Origin of the sequence: Serratia rubidaea (assembly GCF_016026735.1) — a bacterium.
Taxonomy (GTDB): domain Bacteria; phylum Pseudomonadota; class Gammaproteobacteria; order Enterobacterales; family Enterobacteriaceae; genus Serratia_B; species Serratia_B rubidaea.
Genome location: NZ_CP065640.1, coordinates 444,730 through 460,095, shown reverse-complemented (window position 1 = coordinate 460,095; position 15,366 = coordinate 444,730). Strand labels below are relative to the sequence as shown.

Sequence of the window (15,366 nt, the reverse complement as noted above, 5' to 3'; positions counted from 1 at the left end):
TAAAAAGAGATCATGGAAAAGATAATCCCGACGCAGGTGTTTCAAAGCGAAACCAACGAATGCGGCCTGGCCTGTATTGCGATGCTGGCGGAAACCCAGGGCATTGATGCGCCATTGGAAGAGTTGCGCACGCGTTTTCCAGCCTCCCAGCATGGGATGTCGCTGGCGACCTTAACCACCATCCTCGGCGAGCTGGCGATTCCTGCCTATCCGGTCTCCTTTGAGCATCAGGAGTTGGCGGAACTGCCGCTGCCGGCAATTTTGCACTACGGCGCCAGCCATTACGTTTTGTTGGCCTATCGTAAGGGCAATCACGTCTGCGTGATGAACCCGGCGATCGGGCAGCAGCTATTGCCGCTGGAGGCGCTCAAACAGGAAATCAGCGGCTATGCGCTGGTGCTGGATCATGAAACGCAACCGGATGCCGCCGCGCTGGCCGGCGTGAAGCGCAGTCAGCGTTTCAGCGCGCTGGAGTGCATGAGCATGCGGGAAACCTCGCGCCTGCCGGGCATTTACCGCCTGATGACGCTGGCATTTCTGATTTCTTTGACGCTGTTTATCATGCCAGTGATGGTCAGCAGCGCGATTAATGATGTCTTTTCGAGCGCCGGTGAGACCGACTTCCCTTATTTTTACTACCTGTTGGCGTTTGTTATTTCCACCTCGCTGGCCTTTGGCGTACGGCTGATTACCGAACGCTTTATCAAACGGTTTGTGGTACTCAACAGCGTGGCTGGTTTTTCCAGGCTGTTAGCCAACTCGTTAAACTTTTTTGATAAACGCGCGCCCGGCGAGATTTTCAGCCGTTTTGCCAACTGGCAGTCGGCCGCCGGACAAAAGATAGAGCTGGATAACGGCCTGCGTACCGACTGGATCGTCGGGGCGATCGCGCTGGGGGTGATGTGTTATATGAGCCCGCTGCTGGCGCTGGTATCCGTCGTCGGCGTAACGATGATGGGGCTGGTCAGCGTATGGGCCATTTACCGCGACCGTTACTATACCCAGCAGCTACAGGAAAAAAGCGCCGAGCAGAGCGATTTTATTCTGGAGACCATCCAGGGGTTCTCCACCATCAAATCTGCCGGACTGGCCAGCCTGCGCAAAGGGGCGTTTGCCCAGTATGCGTTGTCGCTGTTTACCTGCCGGCAAAAGCAAAAAATCTATGAGCAGATCAAGGGCAGTATCTATCAGCTGATCGGCAGCCTGGAGATGGTGTTCTTTATGCTGCTGGCGCTGCCTTTGCTGAAAAGCGGCGCATTGAGCCTGGGGGAGTTTTTTGCCTATAGCTTCGTGCGGGAGATTTTTACCTCCTACATCACCAAAATCTTCTTCGCCATTTTGCAAAAAAACCAGCTGCACGTGATCGACAAACGTGCGCGCGACCTGTTCCCGGCAGATGCAGAAACTGCGTCGATGCCGGCGGCCGTACCGCCATTTGCCCGTAGCCTGGTTTACCACAATATTGTGTTCGCCTATGACGCCCAGCAACCGGTATTGCAAGGCATGTCATTTTCGCTGCGGCGGGGGGAGAGCGTTGCCATTGTCGGCGAGTCCGGCGCCGGTAAAAGCACGCTGCTGAAAGTGATGTGCGGCCTGATGCCGCCGCAGCAGGGCGATATCGTCGTTGACGACGCCCCGATTGATTACCGTCAGGCGCACGCGCTATTTTTCCTGCAAAGTCAGGAAGATATCCTGTTTAATGCCTCTGTGCTGCAAAATATCACGCTGTTTGATGAAGGCTTTGATGAAAGCCGGAGAGCGCGTATCGAGCACTCTTTACGCGGCCTTAATCTGGAGCCGGCGATTGCCAGGTTGCCGGGCGGCATGAACGCGCTGATTCGTGAAAGCCACGCCGGGTTGTCGCTGGGGCAGCGTCAGCGCCTGCTGCTGGCGCGCGCCATGTACAGCAATCGGCCGATTCTGGTACTGGATGAACCTACCGCCAACCTGGATGAAGAGACGGCGCAGCAGGTGATGGATACCTTGCTGACGCACTGCAGGGAACAGGGAAAAACCCTGATTACGGTTACCCACAGTGAAAGCGTGCTGCCGAAGTTTGATCGGGTTTATCGGATAGCGGAAGGCCGGATCGCGGCGCTGACGCCATCAACGGTGCGCCCGATACCGTCAGCGACGCTGTGTGGCGAGGTCTGCTGATGCTGGTACGAAAAAATCGCAAGGCTGCTCTGGTACTGCTGCTGTTGCTGGCGTTGGCTATCGCCGCAGTCGTCAGTTTCTCTCTGCGCGGCTCGGCAGAACAAGCGTCGATGCCGACTGCCGCCGTCAGCCGGGGAGATATTGAAAAAACCGTGCTGGCGACCGGTATTCTTAAGCCGTCGCTGCAGGTTAACGTCGGTGCACAGGTTAATGGTCAGCTGACCAGGCTGTATGTCAAACAGGGTGACCGCGTGACCAAAGGTCAGTTGCTTGCCGAAATTGACCCGACGCTGCAGGAAAATGAAGTGCGCAAGTCGCAGGCTCAACTGCAAAGCGCGGTCGCGCAGAAGCAGGCATCAGAAGCAAGCCTGCAGCAGTATCAGCTGGAGTTAAAGCGCCAACGTCAGTTGGATCGCGAGGGTGCCGGGGTGAAAAGCGATCTGGAAAAAGCGCAGGCGCAGTATTCCACTCAGGTTGCCCAGGTGCGGATGAACGAAGCGCAAATCGTACAAATGGAAATGGCGCTGGAGACGGCCAAGGCCAACCTGGGCTATACCCGCATTCTGGCGCCTATTGATGGCGAAGTGCTGGGGATTGTCACCAAAGAGGGACAGACGGTCGTGTCGTCGCAGAGCGCGCCGACGATTCTGGTGCTGGCGAACGCCGACACCATGACGGTGCATACCCGCATCTCTGAAACCGATATTTTGAAAGTACGCGTCGGGCAACCGCTGTGGTTCTACGTGGTGGCCGATCCCAAACGCCGCTATGACAGCGTAATGGGTTCAATCCAGGAAGCGCCGAATGAGGCGCTGCGGGAAGACAGCCCGGCCTCCTCTTCCAGTCAGCAGCCGACGGCGGTGTACTACAACGGCGTATTTGCCATTGCCAACCTTGAGCGTCAGCTGCGTACGTCGATGACTGCACAGGTGTTTATCATCACCGCTCAGGAGAAAAATGTCTTGCGGATCCCGCTGGCGGCGCTGGGGCAACCGCAGGGGAAAGAGCGTTATCAGGTTCAGGTCAAGCGGGGCGCGAAACTTGAAGCGCGCACGATCGTCACCGGCATCAGCGACCGGCAGTTCATCGAAGTGAAAAGCGGGCTGAAAGAAGGGGAAGACGTGGTGCTGACGCAGATAGCAGGGGGGCAATAATGGCCGCTGCGGAGCCTATCATTGCGTTAAATAATATCTCACGCCATTTCTCGTCAGGTCCGGAAACCGTCGCGGTGCTGAAAAATATTTCGCTGACGATTAATGCAGGAGAAATGGTGGCGATCGTCGGTGCCTCAGGCTCTGGCAAATCGACCCTGATGAATATTATCGGCTGTCTGGATAATCCGACGTCGGGCGAAATGCGTATCAAATCAGTCTCTACGCAGTCGGCCAGCGGCGAACAGCTGGCCCAGCTGCGCAGCCAGTACATCGGTTTTATCTTTCAGCGTTATCACCTGATGCCCTATCTGAACGCCGCGGAGAATGTGGCGATTCCCGCGCTGTATACCGCGATGCCGGCGGGCGAGCGTCAGACGCGGGCCGAGTATTTGTTACAGCGGCTGGGGTTGCCGCATCGCATGGCATACAAGCCTGCCCAGCTTTCCGGCGGTCAGCAGCAGCGGGTCAGCGTTGCCCGGGCCCTGATGAACGGCGCCGAAATTATTTTGGCCGATGAGCCGACGGGGGCGCTGGACCGCAGCAGCGGTCAGGAACTGATGGAAATATTGCATTCGCTGCATCAGAGCGGCCATACCATCATCATCGTGACCCACGATCGCGACGTTGCCAGACAGGCGCAGCGCATTATTGAGATCAGCGACGGTGAAATTATTGCCGATCGCCAGAATGACAGCGTCACTCAAGGCGCTAAGCCGCAGACGCTGCCTGCGGCAACGGCAACCGGCCGCGCACCTTTGTGGCAAGGCGTACGCGAGGCCGTGCGCATGGCCTGGCGCTCGCTGTTGGGCCACCGGGTGCGCGCTTTTTTATCGATGCTCGGCATTATTATCGGCATCTCATCGGTGGTATCCGCCATCGCCGTAGGGGAAGGCGCGCGCCAGAGCATTCTGGATAAGATCAGCCAGCTGGGCACCAGCACCATGGAGATACGGCCCGGTCTGGGCTGGGATAAGCCGCGTCCCGATTTTGAACGTTCGCTGACGATAGACGACGTAGAGATGTTGGCGAAGCAGCCCTATATCGACGCGATTTCGCCGCAAATCAACAAATATATCAGCATTATCCGCGGAGGAAAGCAGGTGATGACATCGCTTTCCGGCGTCAGCGAGGACTATTTTCACGTGCAGGGGGTGACGTTGCTCAGCGGTAATGCGTTAACCAGGCGCGACCTCGATGAACGCGAACCGGTGGTGATTATTGATGCCGAACTGGCGAAAACCCTGTTCCCAGACGATGAGCAACCGCTTGGTGCGATCGTGCAAATCGGCGGCACGCCGTTTCGCGTTAGCGGCGTTGCGGTGAAGAAGGGGGCGTTTATGGGCGGGCGGCTTAACGCCTGGGTGCCGTATACCTCATTACAGGAGCGCCTGGCGGGTGACGCGCCGCTGGAGTCCATCTCATTGCGGGTGGTCGACGGCTATGCGCTGGCGCAGGCGCAAAAAGACGTAGAGCTGCAGCTGGAGATGTTCCACGGCCGTCGCGACTTCTTTACGCAAACCAACGATCAGATGACGCAGACCATTCAGCAGGCGTCTGACTCCATGCAGCTGCTGATCACCGCAATTGCCGGTATTTCTCTGCTGGTCGGTGGGGTTGGCGTGATGAATATCATGCTGGTGTCCGTGACCGAACGGACGCATGAAATCGGCATTCGCCTCTCGGTCGGCGCCCGGCCGCTGGACATCATGCGCCAGTTTTTAATTGAGGCGATGGTGATCTGCACATTGGGGGGGATGGTTGGCATCGCCGGCGCGATGTTGGCGGGCGTTATGTTCTCCTGGTTTACCGACGAGTTCACCATGCTCTTTACCTGGCCGCCGATTGCGCTGGCCTGCGGTTTCTCTGCGCTGATCGGGCTGGGATTCGGCTTTTTCCCCGCGCGCAATGCGGCGCGGCTTCACCCTACGGAGGCGCTGGCGCGCGAATGAGACAGAGAAAAACCTTGGCGCTGTTGGGCTGTTTGATGTTGTCCGGCTGTGGCGCGCTGGTGAAGAGCGAATATCAGCAGCCGCAGGTAGCGGTTCCGGCGCAGTGGCGTACGGAAATTACCGGGCCGGCTTATTTGGCCGGTAGTGAACGGTGGTGGGATAGCTTCAACGATCCACAGCTTTCGCAGTTAATCACGCGCGTGTTAAGCAGCAATAACGATCTGGCGAAGGCGGGGCTGCAGTTGCAGCAGGCGCGTTTGGAAGCCGGGTTGACCAATACCAATTTGACGCCGGACGTGACGCTGAGCGGCGGCGCCAGCAATAGCAAGAACGTGCGCGGCGGCGGCGCCAGCGAAGATTACCACAGCTCACTGAGCCTGAGTTATGAGCTGGATCTGTGGGGGAAACTGGCGCGCAGGCGTGAACAGGCGAGCTGGCTGGTGCAGGCTACCGAGCAGGATCGGCAAAACGTCGCGCTGACGCTGATTGGCAATACCGCTGATTATTATTGGCAAATTGCCAGGCTTAATCAGCAGGTTGATGTGCAGCAACGGATGATGGACAACGCGCGGGAAACGCTTCGTCTGGTGCAGGCTCGTCATGCCGCCGGCGCTGCCAGTCAAATAGAACTTTTACAGGCGCGTCAATCCATTATCGATCGGGAAAATCAGCAGCAAAATCTGCAGCAGCAGCGTGAAGCGGCGCGTAACGCCCTGGCTATTTTATTCAATAATTCGCCGGATATGCGTCAGCCGGAGCGCCCTGGGCTGGATGCTGAACAGGAAGTGCCGATCGCCGCCAGCGTACCACTGGCAGTCATCGGTCGCAGGCCGGATGTGCAGGGGGCGGAAAGGCGCCTGCGCGCCGCACTGGCCGGCTCTGATGCCGCACGGCTTAATTTTTATCCGTCGCTCTCTTTGACGGCCTCGCTGAGCGCCGGCAGCGCCCTGTTTCAGCAGTGGTTCAGTCAGCCGGTCAGAGCCTTGGGCAGCAGCGTCGCCTTGCCTTTTGTACAGTGGAACACCATGAGGCTTACGGCAGAAAAAGCTCAGCTTGATGTGCAGCAGCAGATCGTGGCGTTTCGCAGCGCGGTGTATAACGCGCTTTCTGATGTGGATAACGCCATGGCGCAGCGGTTGAGCTATCAGCGGCAGAAACGACGTATGCAGGAAAACCTGCGGCTAAGCCGGCAGCGGCTGACGCTGGCCGAGAGCCAATACCGCGCCGGTGCGGTGTCGTTGCAGACATTGCTTGATGCGCAGGATGCCCGCTTGAGCAGTGAAAACAGTTTGGCGGACATGCAATACAACTACCTGAACGCCACGATGAAATTATGGTTGGCATTGGGGGGCGCAGTGGATAAGGACGAAAGGACAGAGGGAAATGCTCATGAATAATATGTCTTCGCCACGTCGGGTGGTGGTCACCGGTTATGGCGCGGTAACGCCGCTGGGAGAGAATGCGCAGCAGAGTTGGGCGGCAATAATGGATCAGCGGCTGGGCTATCAATATCACGATCGCTCCGCCGCAGGGATTCAGTCGCGCTTCTTTGGGCTGGTTGCGTCAGAGCCAGATCTGAAGTCTGTACCGGCGGCGATTCGCCGTCGCCTGCCGCGCTTTGCGCGTTTGGCGCTCGGGGCGGCCAAAGAAGCCGTCGAGATGGCCTTTCAGGGGGCAGCGCCCGTTGATTACTACGATCCGCTGGAGTGCGGGGCGATTATCGGCAGCGGCTGGGCCGGGCAGGATGAAAGTTACGACAATTTTGATATGTATCAGCGCAGCGGGTTAGGGTCGCCCTTTGCCTGTTTCCTTTCCATGCCAAACGTTGCGACCGCCGCCTGCAGTTTGCTGTGGGGACTGCGCGGCTATCAGAATACGCCGATCGCCGCCTGCGCGACCGGCACTATCGCTATCGGCGAAGCGTTTGAGGCGATCCGTTATGGGCGCGCCAGCATGATGTTGGCGGGGGCCGGTGAATCGCTGCGCTCCGATCCGGCGGTGTGGGATATTGATGTGCTGCGCGCTTTGGCGCGTGAGCAGCAGGATGCCGCCAAAGCCTGTTGCCCGTTCAGTCTGGACCGTAACGGGTTTGTGCTTTCGGAAGGCGCGGCGGTGCTGTGCCTGGAAGAGCGTGATGCCGCACTGGCGCGCGGCGCGGTGATTCTCGGCGAGATAAAGGGCTACGGCAACTATTCCGACGCGTTTGATTTTACCGCGCCGGCCGACGATAAGGTCGCCCGGGTAAAGACCATCCGGCGGGCGTTGGCGCAGGCCGGTATCGGGGTGCATGACGTGGATTACATCAATGCACACGGAACATCGACGCCGCTGAACGATCTGAATGAGACCGAGGCGATCAAACTGGCCTTTGGTAAAGCGGCTTATACCACGCCGCTATCGAGCACCAAGTCATATTCCGGCCACCTGATTGCCGCCGCCGGCAGCTTTGAATCGATTATCTGCTTGCAGGCAATGGAACATCAGCTGATGCCGGCGACCTGTAACCTGAAAAATCCCGATCCGGCCTGCGATCTGGATTACATCAGCGAAGGTCACCGTGCGGCGACGCTGCACAATACGCTAAACCTGAGTTTCGGCTTTGGCGGCGCCAATGCGGCACTGGTGATTGGCAGGGGGAACGATGCGGTTTAACTATACGCGTAACGATGCGGAGCAGTGGGCGGCATTTTCCGGTGACTACAACCCGATACATTTTGACCTGCAATGGGCGCGCAAGCTTGGCAGTGAGCGGCTGACGGTGCACGGCATGCGTGCGATGCTGGATATGAAGCAGGCTCTGAGCGAGGCGTTGCGGCCTGCGTCGTCGGATGCGCATTTTTTCCGCTTTAGCGCCCGATTGCGGCAGCCGGTACGCTGCGATCTTGATTATCGCCTGGACGTTGCCACAACGGAACATCAGGCAAGCGGCAGACTGTTGGATGAGAGCAACGATGAGTGCTGTTTCAGCGCCAAATTACTCCCTGCGGCGGCGTTTGACATCGCGGATGCTGCCCCTATCCAGCGTCTGGAGCGGCGGGATGTTGAGGTGCTTGGCCGGCGTTTTCCGGGGGACCCGCTGCTGCAGTGGAGCTTTTTGGATGCGCTGTTGTTCCAACGCATCGTGTCATCGGCGGCAATCTTGTCGGCAATAAAACAACGATTGCCGGCACTGCAGGCGCGGACGCTGATTGATGTGTTTGCGCAACTGTCGGTGGTGCAAACGCATCATGATGTGCATTTCAACGCCGGTTTGTTGACGCCCGGCGTACTATTTTCCGCTGAAGATACGTTGTCTTATGCCATCTTGCCGCCGCTGGTTGTTGGTGATGGCGACAGCGGGCTGGTGGTGAGGATAGATGTGCAGTGCTGGACGCCGCAAAGCCCGTTAGTGGCAAGTGCGATAACGTTAAAAACGGCGAGTTATGCACAACGGTAAGACTACATAAAAACATATTGATAAATAAGGATATAACCATGGAAAAATATCAACAAGTTTATGACACCCTGTGCGAGATGATTTGTGATGCCAAAGATCTGGATGCGTCTCAGCTTTCTCCTGACATGCCGCTGCTCCAGTTGAAACTGGACAGCCTGGACTATGTTGAAATGATGGTGCTGGCGAAACGGGAGTTCGGCGCCACGTTGAACGCAGAAATGTTTATTGAGCATCCCAATATGACGTTGGGCGAGCTGTGCCACGTGCTGGCCGAACAGAAAAAATAAGCCGATGGATAACTGGGTATTAGTGACCGGCGGCAGTCGGGGAATTGGTCGTGCGCTGGTGGAAGAACTGGCGCAGCGTTGGAATGTCGTTTTTACCTGGCGTAACGACGAGCAGGCCAGTCACGAGGTGGTTGCCGCCTGCGCCGATTTGCCTGGCAGGGTGAGCGGGTATCAGTGTGACGGCAGCAAGCAGGATGATGTCGATCGTCTGGCGCCTGAATTACTGGCCCGTTATGGTGCCCCCTATGCGGTTATTCATAACGCTGGTGTGACGTTGGACGGATTACATATTCAGCAGCTCGGGGATACCTGGCGTCAGGTCATAGAAACCAACCTTAATGCGGTATTCTACTGGAATAAGCATCTGTTGCCGGCAATGATGTCGCAGGGAGAGGGCGCATTGTTGCTGATGTCCTCGGTCAGTGCGATTAAAGGCAATGTCGGGCAAACCGCCTACGGAGCCAGTAAGGCGGCGATGGTGGGGTTGGGACGCTCTTTGGCACAGGAGTTGGGGCGCTTTGGTATTCGCGTCAATTGCCTGCTGCCGGGGATTATCGACAGCGATATGACGCGCAACATGCCGCCGGAAGCGTTAAGGGGGCTGCGTAAACAAGTGCCGTTGCGGCGGTTGGGAACAGCACAGGAGGTCGCCGCTGCGGCGACGTTTATGGTCGGTGCTGAGAGCCGCTATATGACGGGGCAAACGCTGGTGCTTGATGGTGGGCTGACTGCCTGACGTAATCTGCTTTTTTGACGATTGAACAAAAGGAACAAGCCTGCCTTGTTCCTTTTTTTTACCTGAATAAACGCTAATCGCTATTATTGATGATACAGGTGTTGATTTTGATAATTATACCTGCGATATATCGACGTCTAACCGGAGTTTTCAATAACTTTAGTGAATGTCATAGGGTGTTGATTGGCGTATTTTTTCACCTTCAACTAAGACTTTTCTCTTTTACCACCGCGGTTGTGCGGTTTCCTTATGGCTGCTTCCTCTGATTATCTATAAGAAAAATCACGCCAGAAATCTCTTTTTTATTGATTTGCATTGCGTTTTTACATGTTTAAGATTTTCTTTGTTTCTCACTGTTTTTAATAAACTGCCGATTTCATCCTTTACCGGGAATATCAAATTTTTGATCTGGTAAGAAAAAGCTTCTTTATTGATTAATAAACGATCGCTCGGCAGGTTTAGACGGATATGGCTGTTACCTGCAAGCAAATCCGTTATACTCGCCACAGGATTGAGGACCTATCCTTTTAGATGGAGTAACGGCTCCAAACATCGGTTGTGGACATAAAGAGGGAATTAATAAATCCACACTTTCTTTGTGAGAAACAATGAGGCGCTATGAAAAACCGCAAGCATCTAACCCCATCCGAAGTCGAAAAATTACTCGAGGCAACGTTGAAGGGGAAGAACCCGGAGCGAGATTACTGCTTGATTTGGATGTGTTTTATTCATGGGTGCCGCGTCAGTGAGATCAACAGTTGGCGGTTGTCAGACATCGATCTGGAAGGGGGGAATATCTATATCCATCGTTTAAAAAATGGTTTTTCAACCATTCATCCAGTATACGTGCGTGAAAAAAAATGTTTGCAGCGTTGGCTGGCGAAGAGAAAAAGCTACCGCGGCGCAGACAGTGAGTGGTTATTTCTTTCCAACCGAGGTTCCCGACTTTCTCGTCAGCGGATTTACTGGTTGATTAGAAATTATAGCCAGGCGGCAAATCTTGAAGTTAATGCGCATCCTCATATGCTACGTCATGGTTGCGGATATGCATTGGCCGACCGCGGCATTGATACGCGTTTGATTCAGGATTACCTGGGCCATAGAAATATTCAGAATACTGTCTTATATACAGCGAGCAATGCCGGGAGGTTTAAAGAAGTTTGGTAATCATGCGGTAACTAAATATTACTAATGAGTCATTTTGAACTAAATTGCAACATACTCTAAATTCGCCCCCAAATAATGTCAACACTCGCAGTGACAGAATTCCCCTCTCTGTGAAAAATCCTTTTTAAACATTGTGTTATCTGCGATTTTTCCGCCCCTTCCCGCTCAGAGAAAACAGGGAGTCTTCCCCACCAAAAAAACAGAAGAATCCCAGATAAAATCTGACAGCCAATTATCCGGGTGATTCGTCTTAATTTTACAAATTATTCAGTGTTATATGTTGTCTTCTGTTTGTTTTTCCTGGATTTTTGGTTGAATATTTTAAATGAGTCATTTTAGTTCAAAATGAATCGTTTGGTTGGAAAAGTTAACACTGCCCAAACTTACGGCTGAGGTGGCTTCCGCGGTTCATGAACTAAATATCAAGGAATGGCGTAACGTTACGCCAGGAATATTCAAATGCATATCAATGCATTAATTTCTAAAGGAAAGGAAGTATGAAAAAGAATCTGCTCGCTGTTGCTGTGTTGGCCGCATCTGCGTTTTCCACCGCTGCTCTGGCTGCTGATGGTCAGGTTAACTTCACCGGTTCTATTACCGATGTAGCTTGTGAAATCGATGCGAACTCCAAGAACCAGACCGTTAACATGGGCAAGATTGCCACAACTGCGTTTGCTGGCGCAGGCTCTACTGACAAAGTCACCGCAGGTGACAGACGCTTCAGCCTGATTCTGAAAAACTGCCCGACTTCTGTAACGGCAGCTACCGTACGCTTCGGCGGTAAAATGGTTCCTGGCGCCGACGGCGTACTGGCACTGACCGATGCAGCAGATATGGCGGAAGGCGTTGGTATTCAGATTACCGATGAGCACAACAACGTGATCAACCTGGGTCTGGACTCTGCCGTATTCCCTCTGGTTAGCACCGCAGATAACAAACTGAACTTTATGGCGAGCTACTACGCGCTGGCTAGCCAGGTAACTCCTGGTTCTGCTAACGCTGTAGCACAGTTCACCATCGTGTATCAGTAAGGTTTTAACCGCCTGATTTTAGATCAGGCGGCGTAAATCCAGCCAGGGTAGTTCAGGCTGCCCTGGTTGTTTTCTTCACGGTTTAACCAGGCAGGCAATACGAATGAAAGTTTGGCAGAGTGCGTTGGTCGCAGCGTTATTGATGACAATGGGTGCTCAGGCTCAGGCCGGTGTGATTATCGGTGGAACGCGCGTGGTCTACGACGGAGGGAAAAAAGAATCCTCCCTGAGCATCAGTAATCCGGACAAGGTGCCGTATCTGGTTCAGTCCTGGATTGATGCCGGCGAAGACATCGCCGTTAAGGCACCGTTCGTTATTACTCCCCCTTTATTCCGTCTGGACGATGGACAAAATAATATCCTGCGCATAGTGCGGGCCGGCGGCGCGCTGCCGGAAGATAAAGAGTCTTTATATTGGGTCAATATTAAATCGATCCCTTCCGCACCAAAACAGGACAATACGCTGCAAATTGCGGTGAAAACGCGTATCAAGCTGATTTACCGGCCAAGAGGGCTGGAAGGAACGCTGAATGACGCCGCGCAGAAGGTGACATGGCAGCGTAATGGCAATGCCCTGCAGGTTTCCAACCCCTCGCCTTATTACCTCACTTTTTTCGACGTTAAGGTTAATGGCGTGGCAGTAAAAGACGCCACGATGGTTGCTCCGCGTTCCAGCGCGCGTTTCACCTTGCCAGCAGGTAATGCCGGCGGCGCATTGACTTGGAAAATTATTAATGACTTTGGTGGGGCCAGTAAAGCGTTCACGGCCAATTTATAAGGCATTTTGACCGTCTTTACATAAATATCCTGGGCACAGGCAGTGCCGGGGAAGGACGCGACCGCCGGCGATGCGGCGTCGCTGAAAAATGGAGTTATAAGGATGAATAACCCGAAGCGTAGCAGCCCTCGAGGGTTCAGACAAACCCCGCTTGCTTGGCTGATCTCTTGCCAAGTGGCGATGTTGATGGGCTTTTCCGGCTTGGCGCAAGCTCGTGACTACTTTAACCCCGCGCTGTTGGAAATTGATAACCCTGACCAACGTGGCGTAGACCTTTCGGTATTCGAGGAAGGTGATACCCAGGCGCCGGGGAAATATCGCGTGGATATTTATGTTAACCGCGAAATGGTGGAGACCCGCGATATTGATTTTTCTCTGAGCCGGGACCGCAGCGGTCGGAACAGCTTGCAGCCATGCCTGGACGGTGAATTGTTGGAAGCCTTGGGAGTGCGTGTCGATGCAATTCCTGCCATTAAAGCCGGTGGAAAGTGCGTTGATATCGCTCAGGCGATTCCTCAGGCGTCATCCACTTTCCGTTTTAACCAACAGCGTCTGGAATTAAGCATTCCCCAGGCAGCCCTTAAGATACGGGCGCGTGGTTACGTTTCACCAGAAAAATGGAATTCCGGCATACCGGCACTGTTGGCCAACTATAGCTTCAGCGGTGCGAATAATAAGGCGCGTCGCGGCGACAGTCGTGACAGCGACAGCTATTATCTGAACCTGCGCTCCGGGCTTAACCTGGGGGCGTGGCGTCTGCGGAACTATTCTACCTGGAACCGCGACAGCAATGGCGAGAAGCAGTGGCGCTCCATTAATACCTATCTACAGCGCGATATTATTGCGTTAAAAAGCCGCCTTACCCTTGGCGATAGCAGTTCGTCCAGCGATGTGTTTGACAGCGTGCCGTTCCGTGGCGCCCAATTAGCTTCCGATGACGATATGCTGCCAGACAGCATGAGAGGCTATGCGCCAGTGGTGCGCGGCATTGCCAAAAGCAACGCGCAGGTCTCTATTCGACAAAACGGCTATGTGATCTATCAGAGCTATGTGCCGCCAGGGCCGTTTGAAATTAATGACCTTTATCCGACGTCGGGCAGTGGCGACCTGAAGGTCACAATTAAAGAAGCGGATGGCAGCGAACAGAATATCACGGTGCCGTTTGCCTCGGTACCGGTGCTGCAGCGTGAAGGGCGTTTCAAATACAACATCGCCAGCGGTCAATTCCGTTCTTACCTTAATGACGTAGACAAGCGGCCATTCACCCAGGCGACAGGCATCTATGGCCTGCCGTGGGGGGCGACGATTTATGGCGGCATTCAGGCTGCCAGTAAATATCAGGCGTTGGCGTTGGGCTGGGGGCAGAACCTTGGTCTGTTGGGGGCCTTGTCAGCCGATGTGACGCAGGCCTGGACCAAGCCAGAGTTGCAGCCAAAAGAGCATGGTCAATCATGGCGTCTGCGCTACGGCAAGAGCTTTGCCGAAACGGGCACCAGCTTCAGCCTGGCAAGCTACCGTTATTCGACCAAAGGCTTCTACACCATGCAGGAAGCGTTGGAAACCTATACCAACGGTGCGTCGATCCGCTTCCCATTACATAAGAAGAGCCGTTCTGAGCTCACCATGAACCAAAACCTGTGGGAAGGCGCCGGGGCGTTGTCGTTGAGCCTGATGAACGAAGAGTTCTGGAACGACAGCCGCCGCAGCCAGTCTGCCAGCGTGGGCTACAACAACAGTTGGTCGGGCGTCAGCTACGGGCTGTATTACACCTATGCCAAGAATGGTTATAACAGCGATGGTTATCGTACTAATAACGAAGACCACATTGTGGCCTTCAACGTTAGCGTGCCGCTCAGCCGTTGGTTACCGGGTGCTAATGCGACCTATAGCGTTAACAGCAGCCGCAACGGTAATACCTCGAACCGGGTTGGGTTACATGGCACCGCGTTGGAAAGGAGTAACCTGAGCTACAGCATCAGTCAGGGCTATACCAGCCAGGGGCAAGGGGCCAGCGGTAATGCCAGCGTTGACTATCGCGGCGGCTTGGGGCAGGCGAACGTGGGTTACGGCTATGACCGTGATAGCCAGCGCCTGAGCTATGGCCTTCAGGGCGGTATCTTGCTGCATGAAAACGGTTTAACGCTGTCTCAACCGCTGGGTGACACCATTGCGTTGGTCAAAGCGCCGGGTGCCAAGGGCGTTCGTATTCAAAACCAGACCGGTGTGAATACCGACTGGCGGGGTTACGCCGTAGTGCCATATCAGTCACCGTATCGTCGTAACAATATCAATCTGGATACCACGACGCTGCCGGACGATGTTGATATGACATTAACCAGCCAGTCGGTGGTGCCGACGCGGGGGGCCGTAGTACGTGCAGAGTTTAAAGCCAACATTGGTCAGCGCGTGTTGATGACGCTGTTACGCCAAGGTGGCGCCGCGGTGCCGTTTGGCGCCACCGTTACCGATTTGCTCAATACGGATAACAGCGCGGCAATCGTCGGCGATGCTGGCCAGGTATACCTGTCCGGTCTGGCGGACAGCGGCAAGCTGAATGTGAAGTGGGGCAACGGGGCCTCGCAGCAGTGTCAGGTGACCTATAGCTTGGGAGCCAAAGTGCAGAACTCCACCATCCGTACGGTCAACGCTCAGTGTTTATAAGGTTTTAATT

General features: G+C 54.8%; 12 protein-coding genes. All 12 read left to right on the top strand.

The window, feature by feature from the left end; genetic code table 11:
* The first annotated feature begins 12 nt into the window (after positions 1–12).
* The 12 genes from I6G83_RS02085 to I6G83_RS02030 all read left to right on the top strand — a co-directional run bounded on the left by I6G83_RS02085 (position 13) and on the right by I6G83_RS02030 (position 15,356).
* A complete protein-coding gene (locus I6G83_RS02085; protein WP_054306163.1) occupies positions 13–2,157 on the top strand; it encodes a peptidase domain-containing ABC transporter in 2,145 nt (714 codons plus the stop codon).
* Positions 2,157–3,311, top strand: coding sequence for an efflux RND transporter periplasmic adaptor subunit (locus tag I6G83_RS02080; protein ID WP_138111795.1), 1,155 nt, complete (start codon positions 2,157–2,159; stop codon positions 3,309–3,311). Before I6G83_RS02085 ends, I6G83_RS02080 begins: the two co-directional genes overlap by 1 nt.
* Complete coding sequence (locus tag I6G83_RS02075; protein WP_054306162.1) at positions 3,311–5,260, top strand: ABC transporter permease; 1,950 nt, start codon at positions 3,311–3,313, stop codon at positions 5,258–5,260. Before I6G83_RS02080 ends, I6G83_RS02075 begins: the two co-directional genes overlap by 1 nt.
* Positions 5,257–6,657 carry an efflux transporter outer membrane subunit gene (locus I6G83_RS02070; protein ID WP_054306161.1) on the top strand — a complete coding sequence of 467 codons (1,401 nt, stop codon included), beginning with the start codon at positions 5,257–5,259 and terminating at the stop codon, positions 6,655–6,657. Before I6G83_RS02075 ends, I6G83_RS02070 begins: the two co-directional genes overlap by 4 nt.
* Complete coding sequence (locus tag I6G83_RS02065) at positions 6,650–7,912, top strand: beta-ketoacyl-[acyl-carrier-protein] synthase family protein (RefSeq protein WP_054306160.1); 1,263 nt, start codon at positions 6,650–6,652, stop codon at positions 7,910–7,912. Before I6G83_RS02070 ends, I6G83_RS02065 begins: the two co-directional genes overlap by 8 nt.
* Entirely contained in the window at positions 7,902–8,696 is a 795-nt protein-coding gene (locus I6G83_RS02060; protein WP_054306159.1) for a MaoC/PaaZ C-terminal domain-containing protein, read from the top strand. Before I6G83_RS02065 ends, I6G83_RS02060 begins: the two co-directional genes overlap by 11 nt.
* Positions 8,697–8,734: 38 nt before the next feature.
* Positions 8,735–8,983 (top strand): acyl carrier protein, encoded by a 249-nt coding sequence (locus tag I6G83_RS02055; RefSeq protein WP_054306158.1) that lies wholly within the window; start codon positions 8,735–8,737, stop codon positions 8,981–8,983.
* Between the two features lie 4 nt (positions 8,984–8,987).
* A complete protein-coding gene (locus I6G83_RS02050; RefSeq protein WP_054306157.1) occupies positions 8,988–9,719 on the top strand; it encodes an SDR family NAD(P)-dependent oxidoreductase in 732 nt (243 codons plus the stop codon).
* A gap of 618 nt (positions 9,720–10,337) precedes the next feature.
* On the top strand, positions 10,338–10,886 hold the full coding sequence (locus tag I6G83_RS02045) for a tyrosine-type DNA invertase (RefSeq protein ID WP_072186115.1): 549 nt from the start codon (positions 10,338–10,340) through the stop codon (positions 10,884–10,886).
* A gap of 497 nt (positions 10,887–11,383) precedes the next feature.
* The gene (locus I6G83_RS02040; protein WP_054306156.1) at positions 11,384–11,917 is read left to right on the top strand and encodes a fimbrial protein; all 534 of its coding nucleotides are present in this window, start codon (positions 11,384–11,386) and stop codon (positions 11,915–11,917) included.
* Between the two features lie 103 nt (positions 11,918–12,020).
* Positions 12,021–12,695 (top strand): fimbrial biogenesis chaperone, encoded by a 675-nt coding sequence (locus tag I6G83_RS02035; RefSeq protein WP_054306155.1) that lies wholly within the window; start codon positions 12,021–12,023, stop codon positions 12,693–12,695.
* A gap of 102 nt (positions 12,696–12,797) precedes the next feature.
* Entirely contained in the window at positions 12,798–15,356 is a 2,559-nt protein-coding gene (locus tag I6G83_RS02030; protein ID WP_054306154.1) for a fimbria/pilus outer membrane usher protein, read from the top strand.
* The last annotated feature ends 10 nt before the right edge of the window (positions 15,357–15,366 follow it).

What these genes read in the sequence shown, in the direction of transcription:
- I6G83_RS02085 (WP_054306163.1), top strand. Translation starts at nt 13, where the DNA reads ATGGAAAAGATAATCCCGACGCAGGTGTTTCAAAGCGAAACCAACGAA.
- I6G83_RS02080 (WP_138111795.1), top strand. Translation starts at nt 2,157, where the DNA reads ATGCTGGTACGAAAAAATCGCAAGGCTGCTCTGGTACTGCTGCTGTTG.
- I6G83_RS02075 (WP_054306162.1), top strand. Translation starts at nt 3,311, where the DNA reads ATGGCCGCTGCGGAGCCTATCATTGCGTTAAATAATATCTCACGCCAT.
- I6G83_RS02070 (WP_054306161.1), top strand. Translation starts at nt 5,257, where the DNA reads ATGAGACAGAGAAAAACCTTGGCGCTGTTGGGCTGTTTGATGTTGTCC.
- I6G83_RS02065 (WP_054306160.1), top strand. Translation starts at nt 6,650, where the DNA reads ATGAATAATATGTCTTCGCCACGTCGGGTGGTGGTCACCGGTTATGGC.
- I6G83_RS02060 (WP_054306159.1), top strand. Translation starts at nt 7,902, where the DNA reads ATGCGGTTTAACTATACGCGTAACGATGCGGAGCAGTGGGCGGCATTT.
- I6G83_RS02055 (WP_054306158.1), top strand. Translation starts at nt 8,735, where the DNA reads ATGGAAAAATATCAACAAGTTTATGACACCCTGTGCGAGATGATTTGT.
- I6G83_RS02050 (WP_054306157.1), top strand. Translation starts at nt 8,988, where the DNA reads ATGGATAACTGGGTATTAGTGACCGGCGGCAGTCGGGGAATTGGTCGT.
- I6G83_RS02045 (WP_072186115.1), top strand. Translation starts at nt 10,338, where the DNA reads ATGAAAAACCGCAAGCATCTAACCCCATCCGAAGTCGAAAAATTACTC.
- I6G83_RS02040 (WP_054306156.1), top strand. Translation starts at nt 11,384, where the DNA reads ATGAAAAAGAATCTGCTCGCTGTTGCTGTGTTGGCCGCATCTGCGTTT.
- I6G83_RS02035 (WP_054306155.1), top strand. Translation starts at nt 12,021, where the DNA reads ATGAAAGTTTGGCAGAGTGCGTTGGTCGCAGCGTTATTGATGACAATG.
- I6G83_RS02030 (WP_054306154.1), top strand. Translation starts at nt 12,798, where the DNA reads ATGAATAACCCGAAGCGTAGCAGCCCTCGAGGGTTCAGACAAACCCCG.